Origin of the sequence: Acidovorax temperans (assembly GCF_028596105.1) — a bacterium.
Lineage (GTDB): Bacteria > Pseudomonadota > Gammaproteobacteria > Burkholderiales > Burkholderiaceae_C > Acidovorax > Acidovorax temperans.
Genome location: NZ_CP117193.1, coordinates 1,102,639 through 1,122,500 on the forward strand (window position 1 = coordinate 1,102,639; position 19,862 = coordinate 1,122,500).

Consider the following 19,862-nt stretch of genomic DNA (forward strand, 5'->3'; position numbering starts at 1 on the left):
CTTATGTTCGTATCGCGTGGTCTTGTGGTTGGGTTTACCGTAGCGCTGGCGGGAGTTCTGCTGGTAGGCTGCGGCACCCGGCTGAACAAGGCTCCTGTGGAAGATCGCGGAACATCTTCTAACCATGCGTCCAGCCCTAGCGTTCAGCCAGGTACTGTCGTCGCGACTCCCATCAAGCCTCTGCCCGGCGCCGAAAATGCTGGTAAGCCTGGCTATTACACAGTCAAGCCCGGAGACACCCTGATTCGCATTGGCCTGGAAACAGGTCAGGGCTGGAAAGACATCGCCCGCTGGAATAATCTGGAGAACCCCAACCTGATCGAAGTCGGGCAGGTGCTTCGTGTCACATCCACCGTGCCAGCGCCGCCCAGTGCAGCGGCAGCCGCTGTTGCTGCGGATACCGGCGTCGTCACGCGCCCGGTGGCGTCGTCTTCGATTGCGCCAGCCCCTGCTGCCAGCGCGGCAAGTGCACCCAAGGCGCCGGTTTCTGCGCCCGCCTCCACCGCGTCAGCGGCTTCGGCACCAGCCGCTGCGCCCGCTGCTTCGCCAGCCGCTGCGGGCGACGAAGAAGTCGCTTTCATCTGGCCCGCTTCCGGCGCGCTGTTGGCCGGTTTTGATGAGGTGCGAAACAAAGGCTACGACATCGCCGGCAAAGCCGGTGACCCTGTCCTGGCCGCAGCGGACGGACGTGTGGTGTACGCAGGCGCGGGTTTGCGTGGTTATGGCAACCTGATCATCCTCAAGCACAACAACACGTTTTTGACGGCCTACGCCCACAACCAGGCATTGCTGGTCAAAGAAGACCAAACGGTGCGGCGTGGCCAAAAAATTGCCGAGATGGGTAATACCGACGCGGACCGTGTCAAGCTGCATTTCGAAATACGCCGCCAGGGCAAGCCGGTGGATCCGGCTCGTTACCTGGCTGCGCGCTGAGCGTGGCCAAGGCCAAGTCAGTCAAAGGGGCGCAAGCCCCTTTGAACGTTTTGGAGGGTGTGGCCGCCGAGCTGGGGTCTGGCGTGGAGGATTCCCAACCGGTCAACTCCTCTGAGCTGATGCCCAGCCTGGATGAGTCGCTGGATGCCGAGTTGGTGGAGGGCATTCAGGGCGAGAGCGAGATTCGGTCTGTGCCGATTGGCGCGGCGCTGCACGGCGAGCGAGTCGATCGCGCCTTGGCTGAACTGGTTCCAGAGTTTTCGCGCAGTTACCTGCAGCAGTTGCTGGGGCAGGGGCTGGTAGCGCTCAATGGCAAGCCGATATCCAAGCCTGCGTTCAAGGTCAAGGCGGGTGACGTGGTGGCATTGGAAATGCGGCCCACGTTGCAGAGTCAAGCGTTCCGACCCGAGCAGATTCCCATTGATGTGGTGTATGAGGATGAACACTTGCTGGTGGTGAATAAGCCGGCGGGTCTTGTGGTGCATCCTGCGCCCGGCAACTGGAGCGGAACACTGCTCAATGCGCTGTTGGGGCGCGATGCCCGTGCAGCTCTGGTGCCTCGGGCTGGAATCGTGCACAGGTTGGACAAGGACACCAGTGGTCTGATGGTGGTGGCGCGAGATCGGTCTACCATGGACGCGCTGGTCAGCATGATTGCCGCCCGGGAGGTCAGTCGCAAATATTTGGCCTTGGCGCACAAGCCGTGGACTGGCCCCGCAGTGCGAACGGTGGCTGCGCCCATTGGCCGCGATCCGCGTAATCGACTGCGCATGGCGGTGGTGGATTTGGCGGTCCATGCAGGCAAGGCGGCGCGCACCGATATTCGCTTGCTGGAGTCGGCCGACTCAGGGTGTTGGGTCGAGTGCACCTTGCACACGGGGCGCACCCATCAGATTCGCGTCCATATGGCTTTCATAGGGCATGCCCTGGTGGCCGATGCGCTTTACGGTGGGTCGCTGGTGGGGGAAATGGGGCGGCAAGCGCTGCACGCGTACCGGCTGGCGTTTCAGCACCCCGTGAGTGGACAGCAACTGGTCTTACATGCGCCTTTGCCCGCCGACATGCGGGAGGTAATGGTAGATTGGGGCCTGAGCTACAATCCGCCCACCGGGTCGTGAGATCCATGTAGTGCCCGAAGACGGTACCCCGCCGGGCTGAGTGTCGTTGTACCGACCGCGCGCTTCCAGCGCTCCCAACCAATCTCTGCCATCCGTAAGTCGCCGTAACAGGCGTGCTTCTTTCCCGGAATCGCTGAACCATGAATACGGTGGATGCCAAGCGGGTCCTTGAGACAGCCTTGATTTGTGCGCCTCAGCCGGTGCCCCTGCGTGAGTTGAGGGTGCTCTTCAATGACGCGCTGGGTTCGGATACTCTGAAGATGCTGCTGCAGGACTTGCAGCGAGACTGGTCGCAGCGGGGCGTGGAATTGGTGCAGGTGGCTACCGGTTGGCGCTTTCAGAGTCGTCCTGAAATGCGTGAATACCTGGATCGGCTCCATCCTGAGAAGCCTCCCCGGTACTCTCGGGCGACTCTCGAAACTCTGGCCATCATTGCTTATCGACAGCCCGTCACGCGCGGCGACATCGAAGACATTCGGGGCGTGACCGTCAACAGCCTGATCATCAAGCAGTTGGAGGATCGTGGCTGGGTGGAGGTGATTGGCCATCGGGAAACAGTCGGCCGCCCAGCACTGTTTGCGACCACGCGGCAATTTTTGGATGATCTGGGGCTGGCCTCGCTGGACCAGTTGCCGGTGCTGGATGATCCTACGTCCAATCCTCATTTGCTGGACACCTTGGCTTCTGCGCGTGGGGGCGACGATGTTGCTGAACCCCTTGCGTCGGAAGGTGCTGCAGAGAATCCATCGGAGCAGGTTGCGCCGATGGGTAACGATTTATTTGATATGGCGGTGGAACAACCCCGCAATGACGATGTAGATGCCGACAACGGCGTTACAGGAAGCTCCCATGAATGATTCCCCCCAGGTGACTGCAGAAGGCTTCCAGCCAGACTCCGTCTCGACCGTTGATGAAGCGGCTGTATCTGTGCCGAAAGCACGGACCCCGCGCAAGCGTTCAAACAGCAAGGCTGACTTGTCTGTGGCTGATCATGGAGGTGCAAGTGCCGGGGCGGTCGCAGAGCACGCGCCCGAAACCCAGGAGCCGACCGTTTCTGGTGCTTCCGAAGCATCTGTAACTCCAATCTCTCCCAAGCCTCGCCATCCTCGCTCTGGACATGGCAAGGCTCCGCAGGGCTATGAGTTCGCTGACGTTGTATCCGGGCGCTTTGACAGTGAAGAGGGGGCTGATACTGAGTCCTTGCCTGTCAAACGGGTGTTGCAGCCGCAGGTCGAAACGCCCAAGCTGCACAAGGTTCTGGCGCAAGCGGGTCTTGGTTCTCGCCTTGAAATGGAGCAACTCATCCTGGAGGGGCGTATCTCCGTCAACAACGAGCCAGCGCACATAGGGCAACGTATCCAGTTTGGCGACCAGGTCAAAGTCAATGGAAAGCCCATCCGGTATCGCATCGATCCGCCGCCACCGCGTGTGATCGCCTATCACAAGCCGGTTGGCGAGGTGGTGACGCATGATGACCCTCAGAACCGACCCACTGTGTTCCGCAAATTGCCGCGTCTGCAGCACGGCAAATGGCAGTCTGTAGGCCGGCTCGATCTGAACACGGAAGGGCTGCTTTTGTTTACCAGCTCTGGCGAGTTGGCAAACAAGCTGATGCATCCGCGCTTTGGTCTGGAACGTGAGTACGCGGTCCGGGTGTTGGGTGCTTTGAGCAACGAAGAGAAGCAACGCCTTCTGGAGGGCGTTCGCCTGGACGATGGCATGGCTGCGTTCGGGTCTATTGAAGATGGCGGTGGAGAGGGCTCCAACTGCTGGTATCGCGTCACGATCTCTGAGGGGCGTAACCGCGAAGTGCGTCGGATGATGGAGGCCGTCGGTCATGCCGTGAGCCGTCTGATCCGCATTCGATACGGGGCCATGATGCTGCCGCGTGGGCTCAAACGCGGTGCTTGGCTTGAGCTTGACGATGCCGACATCCGCTCCCTGTTGAAGGCAGCTGGTGGCTCGCAGCATGCTGGCGAAGGTGATCATCAACGCGGCCCAACGGCTGCTCGCAGGTCTGGCCCTTCGCCTCTGGGGCGCAGTGGCGGATCTGCTGCGGGGCGGGGTCGTCGCGCCCCAGGTGGGCCCGCCGGCGCGCAGGGGGCGGCACGTGGGCGTCGTGGTGAAAGTGCTGGTTCGGCAGGTGATCGATCCCGCGGTGGCGCGCAGCCCGACCCTATGAAAACATCGGTGGGTTACATCGGCTCCGACAGTCTTTCTCGTTATCGACAAGCGCAGAAATCGTCAGGCGGCGCTCGCCGGAGGCGCACTCGCTAGTCTATTTGCTCAGCACGGTTAGAATCGAGGGATTTGTCCGCTGGACAAAAGAACTTCAGTAACATCCATTCAGGAAAAAACACCATGGCCATCGAACGTACTCTCTCCATCATCAAGCCCGACGCAGTTGCCAAGAACGTGATCGGCCAGATCTACGCCCGTTTTGAAGCCGCTGGCCTCAAGGTTGTGGCCGCTCGCATGGCTCACCTGTCCCGTCTGGAAGCCGAGCAGTTCTATGCTGTGCACAAGGAGCGTCCATTCTTCAAGGATTTGGTGGATTTCATGATCTCCGGCCCTGTGATGATCCAGGCGCTGGAAGGTGAAAACGCCATCCTGAAAAACCGTGAGCTGATGGGCGCAACGGATCCCAAGAAGGCAGAACCAGGCACGATCCGCGCTGATTTTGCTGACAGCATCGATGCAAACGCTGTGCACGGCTCCGACGCCCCTGAAACCGCACAAGCCGAAGTGGCATTCTTCTTCCCTGGCTTGAACATCTACTCCCGCTGAGATGGCGGTCCCCATGTCCGATCCCACTTCAGTGGGGTTTTCACACCATGGGGACAGCTGCGAGCGGTCTCGCGCAAGGCTGCCGCAATGACCACTAATCTTCTAGAGTTTGACCTGGACGCATTGATCGCTTTTTGCGAGCGGCTGGGCGAAAAACGTTTCCGCGCAACGCAGCTATTTCGCTGGATTCACCAGCGAGGCGCCAAGGACTTTGGTGCCATGAGTGATTTGGCGAAGTCCCTGAGAGAAAAGCTCCAGGGCTGCGCCCGGATTGAGGCTCTGCCAGTCATCAGCGAACACGTCTCTGCAGATGGAACCATCAAGTGGCTTTTTGATGTGGGCGATGGCAATGCGGTGGAGTCTGTGTTCATTCCAGAAGATGATCGGGGCACCTTGTGTGTTTCTTCGCAGGCAGGCTGTGCCGTTGGCTGCCGTTTTTGCTCGACGGGTCACCAGGGATTCAGTCGTAATCTGACTTCCGGTGAAATCATTGCCCAACTCTGGTTTGCAGAGCACGCGCTGCGTACGCGGTTGCGGACGTCTGAGCGAGTGATCTCCAATGTGGTGATGATGGGCATGGGCGAGCCCTTGCAGAACTACGCAGCGTTGGTGCCTGCTCTTCGTGTCATGCTGGATGATCATGGTTACGGCCTTTCCCGTCGCCGGGTGACGGTGTCTACGTCCGGTGTAGTGCCGATGATGGACCGCCTTGCGCAAGATTGCCCCGTGGCTCTGGCTGTATCGCTTCATGCGCCGAATGATGCGCTGCGTGACAACCTCGTTCCTCTCAACCGCAAATATCCGATTCACGAGTTGCTGGATGCTTGCAACCGGTATCTGGAGCACGCTCCTCGCGACTTCATTACTTTTGAGTACTGCATGCTGGACGGAGTCAACGACCAGCCCGAGCACGCGCAGCAACTCATTGACTTGGTGCAGCCAACACGTGGCCCAGGTGTTCGGTGCAAATTCAACCTGATTCCATTCAACCCGTTTCCTGCGTCCGGCCTTCTTCGCTCACCCCAGCATCGAGTGCTGGCATTTGCCAAATTGCTTAGCGATGCAGGTATCGTCACCACTGTGCGCAAGACACGCGGGGACGATATCGACGCTGCTTGCGGGCAATTGGCCGGCGACGTCAAAGACAGGACGCGTGCGGCCGAGCGTATGGCTAAGCAACGCACCATTGTGCTGAAGCCGATCACTTGAGTTGCAAATACAAATAGGGGGCTGTATGGCGAGACTGTTGGGGCGAGGTGATATCTTTTTCCGCAAGGCGCTGGTATTGCTGGGTGTAGCTGGTGCTGGGCTCTTCATTCAGGGCTGTGCCACGGACGGTCGGGTTCAAACCAGCAGTGCCGACGCCGGTATCGTGACGCCATCCGATGAAACGGATGTTCGGCGTAGAGCTCGAATCCGTCTTGAATTGGCAGCGAAGTATTTTGAGAACGGCCAGACCACGGTTGCGCTGGACGAAGTCAAACAGTCGCTCGCTACGGACCCGTCCTATGCAGACGCCTACAACATGCGTGGGCTGATTTACATGCGTCTTAACGACCTTGCCCAGGCAGAAGATAGCTTCCGCAGGGCTGTCTCAATGCGGTCAGGTGACGCCAACCTTCTGCACAACTACGGTTGGCTTCTATGCCAAATGAAGAGATACCCCGATGCTGAGCAGCAGTTTGACAAGGCCTTGGCCAACCCTGCTTACATGGCTCGTGGTAAGACGTTGATGGCGCGAGGGCTCTGCCAGTCAGCTGCTGGGAAGTATGACGAGGCGGAGCAGTCGCTTCTGAAGTCCTACCAGTTGGATGCCGGCAATCCAGTGGTCAGTTATCACTTGGCTTCGTTGTTGTTTCGCCGTAACGAGTTCACCCGGGCGCAGTTTTATATCCGCCGCCTCAACAATGGTGCGCTAGCGAACTCTGAGTCATTGTGGTTGGGGATCAAAGTGGAGAAAGCACTCGGCGATAACGTGGCGTTGCTTCAGTTGGCAGACCAGTTGCGCAAGCGGTTTCCCGATTCTGCGGAATTGAGCGCTTATCAGCGTGGAGCTTTCAATGAGTGATTCTGTGGTTGAGTCCAAGTTGAGTGCGGACGGTGTTGACGCGCTGCAAACCACTGCTGGAGAGATTCTGAAAAATGCCCGCCAATCGGCGGGTATTCACATCGAGGCCCTGGCCGTCGCTTTGAAGGTGCCTGTGAGCAAGTTGGAGGCGCTAGAGTCCAACAACTTCGATCTCCTCTCAGACACTGTTTTCCTGCGAGCTTTGGCGTCCAGTGTGTGTCGCGCCCTCAAATTGGATCCGGCGTCCGTTTTATCGCTGCTGCCACAGTCCCAAGCTCCCCGATTGATTCCTGAGCGAACGGATATCAATACTCCCGTCAAGACTGCGGGCAAGACATTCATCACCACCAAAAGCTCGCGGCATTCCTCTTGGTTGACCGCCAGTGTTCTATTGCTTCTGGCTGGGGCTGCCGCAGTTTTTTATTGGCCAGCTGGATATCAGCCTTGGGATGCATGGCGCACGAAGCAGATCACGGGCGGCGTTCCTGCTGCCCCCGAGCCTGCTTCTTCTGATGCAGCTACTGAGCCTGTGTCTGAGTTGCATACTTCGCCATCTGCAACGACAGCAAGTGCTTCGGTGCCTGTGAATGTTCAAATGAGCGCCTCGCAACCAAATTTCTCTGTTGCGCAGGCTGCAGCGCCCGCCACACTCCAGCCTGCTGATCCAGTGGTTGCGCCCGAACCTACCAATGTGCCTTTGATGGTACGAACCAGGGGCGAATCCTGGGTTCAAGTTCGCGATGCCTCTGGGCGTGTGGTGTTCGAAAAGAAAATGGTTCAAGGCGATTCGGCGCCAGTGTCTGGCATTTTGCCGTTCAGCGTGGTGGTCGGTCGCGCCGATGTGACCGATGTGTACGTGCGAGGAAAGCTCTTCGAGTTGAACTCGGTGTCTCGCGAAAATGTGGCTCGATTTGAGGTGAAACAGTGACTAGCCTATTCAGTGCTCAGGGCCCCATTCCGTTGTCTGCTCCATCTTTGCGTAAATCCCGACAAGCGCGCGTCGTTTGGGGGGACCGTGTGGTGACGGTGGGTGGCGGTGCGATGGTGCGCGTTCAGTCCATGACCAACACGGATACGGTAGACGTGATCGGGACAGCCATTCAGGTGAAGGAGCTCGCACAGGCGGGGTCAGAGTTCGTTCGTATCACCGTGAATACCCCAGAGGCGGCAGCGGCGGTTCCCTATATTCGTGAACAGCTCGACCGCATGGGGGAAAACGTCCCGCTGGTAGGAGACTTTCACTACAACGGCCACAAGCTTCTCACAGATTTTCCGGCATGTGCCGAAGCACTGTCCAAGTACCGGATCAATCCAGGTAACGTGGGCAAAGGTGAAAAGCGGGATCGTCAGTTTGGTCAGATGATCGAGGCCGCCATGCGGTGGAATAAGCCGGTGCGCATTGGCGTGAACTGGGGGAGTCTTGATCAGGAGTTGCTTGCCCACTTGATGGATGTGAACAGCCGCAGAAGTCAGCCTTGGGATGCCCGGCAGGTCATGTACGAGGCTTTGATTTCTTCCGCGATTGACTCCGCGGTCAGAGCTGAGGAAATGGGTATGGATGGTAATCAGATCATCCTCTCCTGCAAAGTCAGCGGAGTTCAAGACCTGATCGGTGTGTACCGAGAGTTGGCTCGCAGGTGCGACTATGCCTTACATCTTGGACTGACGGAAGCTGGCATGGGTACCAAGGGAACAGTGGCTTCGACCGCAGCCCTTTCCATTCTGCTGCAAGAGGGGATTGGAGACACGATTCGTGTTTCACTCACCCCTCAGCCAGGAGAGTCCCGTAACCAGGAAGTCGTGGTCGCGTCTGAAATACTGCAGGCGCTTGGATTGCGTGTCTTTGTGCCGAGTGTGACTGCATGTCCCGGTTGTGGACGCACAACCAGCACCACGTTCCAAGAACTTGCCAAGCAAATCGATGACTTTTTGCGTGCGCAAATGCCAGTGTGGCGAGTTCAGTATCCAGGGGTTGAGGGATTGAGAGTTGCCGTGATGGGCTGCATCGTGAATGGGCCCGGAGAAAGCAAGCATGCCGATATAGGTATCAGCTTGCCGGGCACCGGTGAAGCGCCTGCAGCCCCTGTTTTCATTGATGGAGAAAAGGCTCTTACTTTGCGTGGCGAAAACATCGCTGCCGAGTTCCGCGACATTGTTGAGGGGTATGTCGCGCGCCGGTTTGGTGGCAGCTCGCCGACAGACGCCGCTGCGCGGTGAGCCTTTATCCACCCTCATTCAATCAACATAGAAAAGCATCGACGTGAGTACTGAAAAGGTTGCTGCGGCACCGAAGAGTGGAAAGGTGACGTCCGTTAAAGGGATGAACGATATTCTTCCGCCAGATTCCGCTCGTTGGGAGTGGCTGGAAGGTGTGGTTCGTTCTTTGATGGACCGTTATGCCTATCGAAATATTCGAACCCCCATTGTCGAACCCACTGCACTCTTTGTGCGTGGTTTGGGCGAAGTCACCGATATCGTCGAAAAAGAGATGTACTCTTTTGAGGATCGACTTAACGGGGAGCATTTGAGTCTGCGGCCTGAGGCCACTGCCGGAGTGGTCAGGGCGGTTTCCGAGAACTCTCTGCTTTATGACGGAGGCAAACGTCTGTACTACATGGGACCGATGTTTCGCCATGAAAGGCCACAGCGCGGACGTTATCGCCAGTTCCACCAGATTGGTGCAGAGGCCTTGGGCTTCCCTGGAGCTGAGATTGACGCAGAGTTGATCCTGTTGGCCAATGCGCTCTGGCATGAACTCGGGTTGCAGAACGTGCGGCTGGAGTTGAATAGTCTGGGGCAGCCGCATGAACGTCAGGCGCATCGGGTGGCGTTGATTTCTTACCTGGAGCAGCACAGCGCGCTATTGGATGAAGAAGCACGCCGTCGTTTGCATAGCAACCCCTTACGCATTCTGGATACCAAGAATCCCGCTATGCAAGATGTAGTGAACGCTGCACCACGGCTGATCGATTTTCTCGGTGCCGAGTCGCTCACTCACTTTGAAACGGTAACAGCCATACTGGATGCCAACGACATTGCTTGGACGTTGAACCCAAGGCTCGTTCGGGGCATGGACTATTACAACCTGACCGTATTTGAGTTCGTTACCGATCAGCTCGGTTCGCAGGGGACGATATGCGGGGGAGGTCGTTACGACTATCTGATGGAGCAGGTCGGAGCCAAGGCCGCACCCGCTGTGGGTTGGGCATTGGGTGTGGAGCGGGTGCTGGAGTTGCTCAAAGAGCAAGGCAAGGTTCTGGCTGCTCCTGCTTGTGATGTGTACGCCATCATTCCAAATGCGGCTTCATTGCCTGCAGCGATCAAGGCTATTGAGGCAATGCGTGCAGCGGGCACAAGCGTGCAGATGCACGCTTCTGCTGCGTCAGGTGCTGGCATGGGTAGCATGAAATCCCAGTTCAAGCGTGCTGACAGTAGCGGGGCGGCCTACGCAGTTGTGTTTGGTGAGGATGAAATGGCCCGTGGGGTTGTTTCGGTCAAATCCCTTCGTGACGGATCTGGGGCTCAGGTCGAGCAGGCTTTGAGCGATGTGTCCTCTTGGGCTCCCAACCTACAATCGCGCGCAACCAACTGAACTGATGTAAAGCTTCATGGCAAATCACTTAGATCTAGAAGAACAAGAGCAGCTTGACCAGCTCAAGCATTTTTGGAACACATGGGGTACCCCAATCACGGCAGTATTGCTGGTAGTCATGGGTGGTCTCGCTGCTTGGAACGGATACCAGTATTGGCAAAATCGCCAGGCTTCGCAGGCCGCTGCTCTTCTGGATGCGGTGGAGGTGGCCGTGCAGGCGCGAGATCAAGCGCGAGTTGAACTCGCTTTTGGGGATCTCAAGAGCAAGTACGCTGGTACGCCTCAGGCAGATATAGGGGCTTTTGCCTCAGCGAAGGCCATGCAGGATTCTGGGAATCTTGATGCTGCCAAGTCGGCGTTGACTTGGGTGGCAGAACACTCCTCGGATGCTGGATACAAGGCCATCGCCAAGCTCCGTATTTCCGCCATCTTGCTCGAGCAAAAAGACTACGCCTCTGCCTTGCAGCAATTGCAAGGCAATTTCCCGGCGGAGTTTGAGGGCGTCGTTGCCGATCGCAAGGGAGACCTGCTGGTTCTATTGGATCGTCGAGCCGATGCCATCGCAGAATACAAGATTGCATTCAGAACGCTGGATGAAACAATTGAGTACAGGCGTCTGGTTGAGATCAAGTTGAATGCGCTCGGCGTTGATCCCTTGGGGGGCTCCTCTACTGCGTCTACCTCGCAGGAGCTTAAAAAATGAAAATTGCTGCTTCCGTAACCTCAGCTGGCCCTATCCGGGTGCGCGCTTGCGTTTTGCCTGTTTTGTTCGCTGCCTTGTTGAGCGGCTGTTCCTTGTGGGGCGGGAGCAAGCTGAAGCTGCCTGAATTGGGGGAAAACGTTCCTTTACTGGGAGTTCGGCAAGCTTGGTCCGCGAAGGTGGGGGGGGGCGGTGCCAAACCGTTGGATGTGCGTGTTCAAGACCATCTTGTCACCATTGCAGCTGCGGATGGCAGCGTGGCTGCGCTGGATGCACGTACAGGTGGCGATTTGTGGCGTACCAATGTCGGAGAGCCGTTATCTGCGGGGGTTGGTACCGACGGCAGATATGCCGCAGTGGTTTCGCATGCGAATGCCCTTGTCCTGCTGGATCAGGGGAAAGAGGTGTGGCGTCAGACGCTGCCCTCGCAGGTGTTTACGGCACCTTTGATTGCGGGTGGCCGAGTCTTCGTGCTGGCTGCCGATCGTTCTGTATCCGCTTTTGACTTGGCTACCGGCAAAAAGCTTTGGTCTCAGGCAAGAACCGGTGGAGATGCGCTGGTACTTAAGCAAAGTGGTGTGATCTTGGCTGTGGGCGATACGTTAGTCGTTGGCGCTGCTGGGCGTATGGTTGGACACAACCCTGACACAGGCTCTATCCGTTGGGAGGTGCCCCTTGCTAGTCCACGCGGCGTCAATGACGTGGAGCGCTTGGTCGAGTTGGTCGGTCGAGTCAGTCGTGTGGGCGACTCCGTTTGTGCGCGAGCTTTTCAGGCGGCGGTTGGTTGTGTGAACGTTGCCAGGGATCGTGCCAGTGTCTCTTGGTCTCAGTCAGCCAATGGTTCTGAAGGTGTGCACGGTGATGCCGAAACTGTCTATGGAACTGAGAGCAACGGCAACGTCCTTGCTTGGCGGCGTAGTGATGGCGCCCGTGTCTGGTCTTCGGATCGACTCAAGTTGCGCAAGTTGACTTCACCTTTGCTGCTGGGACGATCAGTCGTCATCGGCGATGGCGAGGGTTGGGTTCACTTTTTGTCGCGTACCGATGGAGCTCCTCTCAATCGAGTCAGCACGGACTCGTCGGGGATTGCTGCAGCTCCTGTAGTGGCTGCCGACACTCTGGTTGTCATTACTCGTAATGGCGCCGTTTTCGGCTTCCGCCCCGAATGATAGGTCTTGTTTAATGAAGCCAGTTATCGCTCTCGTGGGGCGCCCCAATGTTGGAAAGTCCACGCTTTTCAATCGTTTGACCAAATCTCGCGATGCCATCGTTGCCGATTTTGCTGGATTGACGCGGGATCGTCATTACGGTAACGGTAGACAAGGCAGGCACGAATACATTGTGGTGGACACGGGTGGATTTGAGCCCGACGCGTCCGCTGGTATTTACCGCGAAATGGCAAAACAAACTCAGCAGGCAGTTGCAGAGGCTGACGTCGTCTTTTTTGTGGTGGATGCCCGTGCCGGAGTGTCGGCGCAAGACCATGACATTGCCAAATACCTGCGTCGTTTGAGCAAGCCATGCATTCTCATTGCCAACAAGGCAGAAGGCATGGTGGAAGGCGTTCAACTCGCTGAGTTTTATGAGCTAGGGCTTGGCGCCGTCGTACCTGTTTCTGCAGCGCATGGCCAAGGCATCCGGGGGCTGGTGGATGCGGCTTTTGCGTTGCTGGAGATCCCTGAGCCAGATGAAGAAGATGGGGCACAAGAATCCCCGGATGTCATCAAGCTTGCGGTCGCAGGTCGACCAAATGTGGGCAAGTCCACACTCATTAATACTTGGCTCGGCGAGGAGCGTCTTGTCGCTTTCGATATGCCTGGCACGACGCGAGATGCCATTTCCGTTCCTTTCGAAAGGAATGGCCAGAAGTTCGAACTGATTGACACTGCTGGCTTACGTCGCAAAGGTCGCGTATTCGAAGCCATCGAGAAGTTCTCAGTGGTCAAAACTTTGCAGGCGATTGAGTCGTCGGATGTGGTGTTGTTGCTTCTGGATGCGACCCAAGGTGTGACAGACCAAGACGCGCACATTGCGGGGTATGTACTGGAGAGTGGTCGGGCTGTCGTGATTGCTGTTAACAAATGGGACGCCGTTGACGATTACCAGCGTCAGCTGCTGGAGCGTTCCATTGAGTCACGCTTGTCATTTCTGAAATTTGCTTCACTGCATTTCATTTCAGCGAAAAAAAGGCAAGGTCTTGGTCCTCTGTGGGCGTCTATTGCCCAAGCGTACAAGGCAGCCAATTGCAAGATGCCGACTCCGGTACTCACGAGATTGCTGTTGGAAGCTGTTCAGTTCCAAAGTCCGCAACGCGCTGGGATGTTTCGGCCAAAGCTGCGTTATGCCCACCAGGGTGGAATGAATCCCCCAGTGATCGTCATCCATGGCAATTCGCTGGAGCACGTAACAGCCGCCTACAAACGTTTTCTTGAAGGCCGTTTCCGCAAGGAGTTCGACTTGGTGGGTACACCTCTTCGAATCGAGATGAAGACTTCTCACAATCCGTTCAAGGAGGGAGACGGGGCGTGATGTTGGGACACATTGCTGGTTGTCCCCATGATTGCTCTGGATGTGCCTTGCCATTTGTTTCTAAGGGCTAAGCACGCTTCTCCCGTTGGCAGTCAATTGGTGTGGTAAGGTGCGGTTTTACAACAACATTTTGAACACGGAGCATATCGTGAGCAATAAAGGCCAACTTCTCCAAGATCCGTTCCTGAACGCACTGCGTCGTGAACATGTCCCAGTTTCCATCTATCTGGTTAACGGAATCAAACTGCAAGGACAGATTGAATCTTTTGATCAGTATGTGGTCTTGCTGCGCAATACAGTGACCCAGATGGTTTACAAACACGCTATATCGACCATTGTTCCCGGTCGTGCCGTCAGCTTCTCGACTGCCGACTCCGCTGAGTCTGACGCTGTTGCCTGAGTCTGACATCGCAACTATTTGGTTCCCTCGTACGCGTATGGCATGGTCTTCAACTGACATGCCGAGGTTGAATGCATGAAGCCCCAGTCAGCACCGTCCGTTATCTTGGTTGGTGTGGATCTGGGGCTTCCCCATTTCGACGCCGAGTTGGAAGAGCTTGGTTTGCTTGCCCAAACGGCGGGTCTCCAGCCTGTGGCTCGTATCACTTGTAAACGCAAGGCCCCGGATGCGGCACTGTTTGTGGGAAGTGGAAAGGCTGATGAAATTCGTTCGCTCGCGCAAATGCACGGTGCTGTCGAAGTGCTTTTTGATCAGGCCTTGAGTCCTGCCCAGCAGCGTAATCTCGAGCGCCATTTGGAGTTACCGGTCAACGACCGCACGCTGTTAATTCTGGAAATATTTGCTCAGCGTGCCAGAAGCCATGAAGGCAAACTGCAAGTGGAATTGGCCAAATTGCAGTACCTGAGTACCCGGCTAGTGCGTAGATGGTCGCACCTTGAGCGTCAGCGTGGTGGTATCGGGACGCGAGGCGGGCCAGGCGAGACTCAGATCGAGCTAGATCGGCGGATGATTGGGGATGCAATCAAGCGCACCAAAGAGCGGTTGCAGAAAGTGAAGCGCCAACGGAATACTCAGCGCAGGCAACGCGAGCGGCGCGAGGCGTTCACCATTTCCTTGGTTGGCTACACGAATGCAGGGAAGTCAACGCTGTTTAACGCTTTGGTCAAAGCTCGTGCGTATGCAGCAGATCAGTTATTTGCAACGCTAGATACGACCACTCGGCAGTTGTATCTGTCTGAGGCCCAGCGTTCTGTGTCTCTGTCTGACACTGTGGGATTCATTCGTGACCTGCCTCACGGATTGGTCGATGCATTTCAGGCGACCTTGCAAGAGGCTGTAGATGCAGATCTTCTGCTGCATGTCGTCGATGGATCTAATCCAGCCTATCCAGAACAAATCGAGCAGGTGCAGCGCGTGCTTGCTGAAATCGGCGCAGATCATATTCCGCAACTACTCGTTTTTAACAAAATGGATGCGTTGGATGAGTCATTACGTCCGACCGCTGAGAGTGATGCCTACGAGTTGGCCGGGCGTGAGCATCGTCGTGTGTTCGTCAGTGCTTTGACGGGATCTGGATTGGGCGTATTGCGCTCTGTGTTGGGTGAAATTGTGGCCAAAGAAAGCGATCAGATGTCCCCAGCGTCTACCGTTGAATTGACTTAATGGTCAGGTCGGTTCGGCACAATGCCGTATGAAACGATATCTACAGAGATCAAGAGATTTTGCGCATGAATTTTCAAAATCGTAGCTCACGCTTTGCATCGTTGCGTACTTTCGCACAAGGAATGTTCAATCTGAACGATCCGCGATGGGGGCGTGGCGAGGATAAAGGCAACGATGCCCATCGACCTGAGGATAGAGGCAGTGCAGGCCCAGAGCGCAGGCCTGGTCCTAGTGGCTCTGGTCAGTCTTCCGATTTGGATGAACTTTGGCGTGATTTGAACCGCCGGTTGTCTGGATTCTTTGGAGGAGGCTCGGGGGGTGGGCCTAAAGGGGGTGGTCAGCCGGACATGCGCAGTGCAGGCGTTGGCTTGGCGCTACTGGGAGGTGTTGCATTTGCCGTCTGGATGGGTTCTGGCTTCTTCATCGTGAAGGAAGGGCAGCAAGCTGTGATTACGCAGTTTGGTAAATACAAGACGACAGTGGGCGCAGGTTTCAATTGGCGCTTGCCCTATCCTATTGAGCGTCACGAATTGGTTTTTGTGACGCAGATTCGGTCCGCGGACGTGGGGAGAGATGCTATTGTGAAGAGCACCGGGCTGCGAGAGTCTGCGATGCTGACCGAAGACGAGAACATTGTTGAAATCAAATTTGCGGTGCAATACCGTTTGAATGATGCCCGCGCTTGGTTGTTTGAGAGCAAAAACCCGTCCGATGCTGTTGTACAGGCGGCAGAGACTGCGGTTCGTGAGGTCGTCGGGAAAATGCGAATGGATACGGCTTTGGCGGAGGAGCGCGATCAAATAGCCCCTCGTGTTCGCCAACTGATGCAGACAATCCTGGACCGTTATGGCGTCGGAGTGGAAGTGGTAGGTATTAATTTGCAGCAAGGGGGAGTTCGCCCGCCAGAGCAAGTGCAGGCATCGTTTGATGACGTGCTCAAGGCCGGGCAGGAGCGTGAAAGGGCAAAGAATGAAGCCCAAGCCTATGCGAATGATGTAGTTCCCAGGGCTGTTGGTGCGGCATCCCGCTTGGCTGAGGAGTCTGCCGCCTACAAAGCCAAGATTGTCGCTCAGGCACAAGGTGACGCTCAGCGTTTTGCCTCCGTCTTAGCGGAGTACCAGAAGGCGCCTCAGGTGACCCGTGATCGAATGTATATCGATGCCATGCAGCAGATATATGGAAATGTCACCAAGGTGATCATCGAGTCGCGTCAAGGCTCTAATTTGCTTTACATGCCTTTGGACAAGTTGATGCAGAGCACTGGCAACGCAGCTGGTTCCAGTTCGCTGGAGATACCTCCGAGTTCAGCCGTGACTCCATCAACTGTCCCCAGTACCGCAGTCCCGCTCGAAACGAGAGCTCGAGACAGTGGTCGCACTCGCGAGCGTGAAGTTCGTTAGGAGAAACTTGTGAACCGTATCGGATTTTTGGCTACTACATGTTTGGTAGTGCTGGCGCTCATGAGCTCCATGTTCTTCGTAGTGGATCAGCGTCAGTTTGGTGTGGTGTACGCGCTTGGGCAAATCAAGGAGGTGATTACCGAGCCTGGTTTGAACTTCAAGCTGCCTCCCCCTTTTCAAAATGTTTCATACATTGATAAACGGCTTCTCACTTTGGATAGCAAGGACACTGAGCCCATGCTGACGGCCGAGAAGCAGCGCGTTGTCATTGATTGGTATGTGCGGTGGCGAATTTCTGAGCCTGCGCAGTACATTCGAAACGTGGGTTTGGACGAGGAGGCAGGCGCAGCGCAGCTCAATAGGGTTGTCCGCAATGCTTTTCAGGAAGAAATCAACAAACGTACCGTCAAGGAATTGCTTTCCCTCAAGCGTGAAGCCGTGATGGAAGACGTAAAACGCGAAGTTCTGGGGGCGGTTCGTGGCGCTAAGCCTTGGGGTGTTGATGTCGTTGATGTACGCATCACCCGGGTGGACTACGTTGAGGCAATCACAGAATCTGTTTACCGACGTATGGAGGCGGAGCGTAAGCGAGTTGCGAATGAACTTCGATCAACAGGGGCTGCTGAAGGTGAAAAGATCCGTGCGGATGCTGATCGTCAGCGAGAAGTGGCCATTGCCAACGCTACCCGTGATGCACAGAGAGTGAAGGGTGAAGGCGATGCAGAGGCAGCGCGTATCTACGCGGAGGCCTTTGGGCGAGATCCTCAATTTGCGCACTTTTATCGCAGTCTTGAAGCTTACAAAGCGACGCTGAGCAAGAAGTCGGATGTGATGGTTGTGGATCCATCAGGCTCTGAGTTTTTTAAAGTTCTACGAGACGGCCAGGCTTCCAACCCGTCTTCATCGCGTCGGTGACGCTGGATTAGAGTGAATCCGGCAGCAATTGCTTGCTGCCGGACCCGCACTCCGCATGGCGAGTAGAGGGAAGCTCGATGGCTCGGCGCTATCAACCGGTAGAATCACGGTTTTAACAGCCTCCACCGATTTAAATGTCTGCTTGGATCCTGCCGGATCATATTGCCGATGTTCTGCCCTCAGAGGCTCGACACATCGAAGAGTTGCGTCGAGGCTTTCTCGATACAGCGCGCAGCTATGGCTATGAGTTGGTTATTCCCCCCCTGCTAGAGCACTTGGATTCATTGCTGACCGGATCCGGTGAAGCGTTAGATCTGCAGACGTTCAAGCTGGTGGATCAGTTGTCTGGGCGCTCCATGGGGCTGCGTGCAGACACTACTCAGCAGGTAGCCAGAATTGATGCGCACCTTCTGAATCGCCAGGGTGTGACGCGCTTGTGTTATTGCGGTCCTGTGCTGCACGCGAAGCCTGAAAAGCCTCACGCAACTCGGGAGCCCCTTCAATTTGGTAGCGAAATCTATGGCCACTCAGGGTTGGAGGCGGACGTTGAGATTTTGACGTTGGCCAGGGAATGTCTTGAGGCTGCGGGTGTTACCGATTTCACCACTGATGTGGCGGATGTACGCATAGTTCGTCGATTATTAGATGGCGTTGAGGTATCGCCAGCGTTGCTGCGTGATTTGCATGGAGCATTGGCTCGCAAAGATGGCGCTGAGATTGGTCGACTCACTCGTGCTTTCCCGGAAAGCCGACGTGAAGGTTTAAGAGCCTTGCCTCACCTGTTCGGCGATATCGAGGTTCTGAAGGATGCCGAACAGGCTCTTGGTCTGGTGCCTGGTATCTCTGGTTTGCTCGGCGAGTTGAAACGGTTCGCATCCATGCTGAATGCTTCACGTCTCTCTTTTGATCTGGCGGATCTGCGTGGGTACTCTTACTACAGCGGCATTCGCTTCGCTATGTTTGTGCCAGGCGGCAGCGATGCGTTAGTGCGTGGCGGAAGGTACGATGAGGTAGGTTCTGTTTTTGGTAGGAATAGGCCCGCCGTAGGCTTCAGCCTGGACGTTAAGCAAATTGCATGTGTAACTCCGGACAGAGACCTTCGTGCCGCCATTAGAGCCCCTTGGTTGGAGAGTGCTGCTGCGAATGACGCTATAGCCGCATTGCGCAGGCGCGGAGAAACCGTGGTGTGCGTTCTTCCCGGGTGTGAGAGCAAAGTGGATGAATTCAACTGTGACCGAGAGCTTGTTGAAGTTTCCGGGCAATGGATAGTTCGCGCAATAAAACCAACTGAAATTTGAATTGGGTTTGAGATGAAAGCAACCAAAGGTCGTAACGTCGTTGTCGTTGGAACTCAGTGGGGTGATGAAGGCAAAGGAAAGCTGGTCGATTGGCTCACGGAAAGTGCCCAAGGTGTAGTGCGTTTTCAAGGTGGGCACAACGCCGGCCATACTTTGGTGATTAACGGCGTGAAGACAGCACTCCACCTTATTCCCAGTGGAATCATGCGCCCAGGGGTGAAGTGCTACATCGGCAATGGTGTGGTGCTCTCCGCCGCAAAGTTATTTGAAGAGATCGAAGGCCTTGAAAGAGCTGGTGTGGAAGTGCGTTCGCGTCTTCGCATCAGTGAAGCTTGCCCTTTGATTCTTCCTTTTCATGCGGCTTTGGATGTTGCTCGTGAGGCAGCCAGAGAGCAGGGCGGTGTTGAAAAAATTGGCACAACGGGTCGAGGTATCGGTCCTGCTTATGAAGACAAAATTGCTAGGCGAGCTCTTCGTGTGCAGGACTTGAAGCATCCCGAACGATTTGCATCGAAGCTCAAGGAGTTACTAGCTTTGCACAACCACGTGTTAACCACTTACCTTGGGTCGGCACGTTTCACGTTCGGAGAGGCTCTAGCTCCTTACTTGAAAGATGGAGAAGTTCAGTTCGATGTGGTGTACGCAGAGGCTATGCGCCATGCAGAAATGCTCCGCCCCATGATGGCTGATGTTTCTCGTGAACTGAATGAAGCGCATGGCGAGGGATGCAATCTCCTATTTGAAGGAGCTCAAGGCACTTTGCTGGATGTGGACCATGGAACATACCCCTATGTGACATCTAGCAACTGTGTTGCTGGAAATGCTGCTGCAGGAGCCGGCGTAGGTCCCAGCATGCTTCACTATGTTCTGGGTATCACCAAGGCTTACTGCACCCGTG

Annotated in this window: 19 protein-coding genes (1 of these 19 running past the window's edge); all 19 read left to right on the forward strand. The window is 56.1% G+C overall.

The features are described from left to right. The first annotated feature begins 3 nt into the window (after positions 1 to 3). On the forward strand, positions 4 to 933 hold the full coding sequence (locus tag PQV96_RS05155) for a peptidoglycan DD-metalloendopeptidase family protein (protein ID WP_207374185.1): 930 nt from the start codon (positions 4 to 6) through the stop codon (positions 931 to 933). Between the two features lie 119 nt (positions 934 to 1,052). After that, positions 1,053 to 2,051: an RluA family pseudouridine synthase gene (locus PQV96_RS05160; protein ID WP_207374210.1), complete on the forward strand. Its 999-nt coding sequence runs from the start codon at positions 1,053 to 1,055 to the stop codon at positions 2,049 to 2,051. A gap of 140 nt (positions 2,052 to 2,191) precedes the next feature. Continuing rightward, positions 2,192 to 2,908 (forward strand): SMC-Scp complex subunit ScpB, encoded by a 717-nt coding sequence (gene scpB / locus PQV96_RS05165; RefSeq protein ID WP_207374184.1) that lies wholly within the window; start codon positions 2,192 to 2,194, stop codon positions 2,906 to 2,908. Next, entirely contained in the window at positions 2,901 to 4,328 is a 1,428-nt protein-coding gene (locus PQV96_RS05170; protein WP_207374183.1) for a pseudouridine synthase, read from the forward strand. Before scpB ends, PQV96_RS05170 begins: the two co-directional genes overlap by 8 nt. Positions 4,329 to 4,412: 84 nt before the next feature. Continuing rightward, complete coding sequence (gene ndk / locus PQV96_RS05175; protein ID WP_044399970.1) at positions 4,413 to 4,838, forward strand: nucleoside-diphosphate kinase; 426 nt, start codon at positions 4,413 to 4,415, stop codon at positions 4,836 to 4,838. Between the two features lie 87 nt (positions 4,839 to 4,925). Next, a complete protein-coding gene (gene rlmN, locus PQV96_RS05180) occupies positions 4,926 to 6,047 on the forward strand; it encodes a dual-specificity RNA methyltransferase RlmN (protein ID WP_207374182.1) in 1,122 nt (373 codons plus the stop codon). Between the two features lie 25 nt (positions 6,048 to 6,072). After that, positions 6,073 to 6,906 (forward strand): type IV pilus biogenesis/stability protein PilW, encoded by an 834-nt coding sequence (gene pilW / locus PQV96_RS05185; protein ID WP_207374181.1) that lies wholly within the window; start codon positions 6,073 to 6,075, stop codon positions 6,904 to 6,906. Beyond that, a complete protein-coding gene (locus PQV96_RS05190) occupies positions 6,899 to 7,834 on the forward strand; it encodes a helix-turn-helix domain-containing protein (protein WP_207374180.1) in 936 nt (311 codons plus the stop codon). The genes pilW and PQV96_RS05190 overlap by 8 nt, the downstream gene beginning before the upstream one ends. Then, on the forward strand, positions 7,831 to 9,123 hold the full coding sequence (gene ispG, locus PQV96_RS05195) for a flavodoxin-dependent (E)-4-hydroxy-3-methylbut-2-enyl-diphosphate synthase (protein ID WP_207374179.1): 1,293 nt from the start codon (positions 7,831 to 7,833) through the stop codon (positions 9,121 to 9,123). Before PQV96_RS05190 ends, ispG begins: the two co-directional genes overlap by 4 nt. Before the next feature lie 103 nt (positions 9,124 to 9,226). After that, a complete protein-coding gene (hisS, locus tag PQV96_RS05200; RefSeq protein WP_242638166.1) occupies positions 9,227 to 10,498 on the forward strand; it encodes a histidine--tRNA ligase in 1,272 nt (423 codons plus the stop codon). A 16-nt stretch (positions 10,499 to 10,514) separates the two neighbouring features. Then, on the forward strand, positions 10,515 to 11,201 hold the full coding sequence (locus tag PQV96_RS05205; protein WP_207374177.1) for a YfgM family protein: 687 nt from the start codon (positions 10,515 to 10,517) through the stop codon (positions 11,199 to 11,201). Further along, positions 11,198 to 12,367, forward strand: a complete 1,170-nt coding sequence (bamB, locus tag PQV96_RS05210; RefSeq protein WP_207374176.1) for an outer membrane protein assembly factor BamB — start codon at positions 11,198 to 11,200, stop codon at positions 12,365 to 12,367. Before PQV96_RS05205 ends, bamB begins: the two co-directional genes overlap by 4 nt. A gap of 13 nt (positions 12,368 to 12,380) precedes the next feature. Next, a complete protein-coding gene (gene der / locus PQV96_RS05215; RefSeq protein ID WP_207374175.1) occupies positions 12,381 to 13,727 on the forward strand; it encodes a ribosome biogenesis GTPase Der in 1,347 nt (448 codons plus the stop codon). A gap of 148 nt (positions 13,728 to 13,875) precedes the next feature. Further along, the gene (gene hfq, locus PQV96_RS05220) at positions 13,876 to 14,127 is read left to right on the forward strand and encodes an RNA chaperone Hfq (RefSeq protein WP_082759041.1); all 252 of its coding nucleotides are present in this window, start codon (positions 13,876 to 13,878) and stop codon (positions 14,125 to 14,127) included. 75 nt (positions 14,128 to 14,202) lie between these two features. After that, positions 14,203 to 15,351 carry a GTPase HflX gene (gene hflX / locus PQV96_RS05225; protein ID WP_207374174.1) on the forward strand — a complete coding sequence of 383 codons (1,149 nt, stop codon included), beginning with the start codon at positions 14,203 to 14,205 and terminating at the stop codon, positions 15,349 to 15,351. Positions 15,352 to 15,416: 65 nt separating this feature from the next. Further along, positions 15,417 to 16,751 (forward strand): FtsH protease activity modulator HflK, encoded by a 1,335-nt coding sequence (hflK, locus tag PQV96_RS05230; protein WP_207374173.1) that lies wholly within the window; start codon positions 15,417 to 15,419, stop codon positions 16,749 to 16,751. Between the two features lie 9 nt (positions 16,752 to 16,760). Next, positions 16,761 to 17,666 (forward strand): protease modulator HflC, encoded by a 906-nt coding sequence (gene hflC / locus PQV96_RS05235; protein ID WP_066784889.1) that lies wholly within the window; start codon positions 16,761 to 16,763, stop codon positions 17,664 to 17,666. Positions 17,667 to 17,800: 134 nt separating this feature from the next. Continuing rightward, the gene (locus PQV96_RS05240; protein WP_066784886.1) at positions 17,801 to 18,964 is read left to right on the forward strand and encodes an ATP phosphoribosyltransferase regulatory subunit; all 1,164 of its coding nucleotides are present in this window, start codon (positions 17,801 to 17,803) and stop codon (positions 18,962 to 18,964) included. A gap of 12 nt (positions 18,965 to 18,976) precedes the next feature. Beyond that, on the forward strand, positions 18,977 to 19,862 hold the 5' portion of the coding sequence (locus PQV96_RS05245; protein WP_207374170.1) for an adenylosuccinate synthase. The gene runs 491 nt beyond the window's last position; 886 of the gene's 1,377 nt are visible here — the first part of the coding sequence; the start codon lies at positions 18,977 to 18,979; its stop codon lies beyond the right edge, outside the window.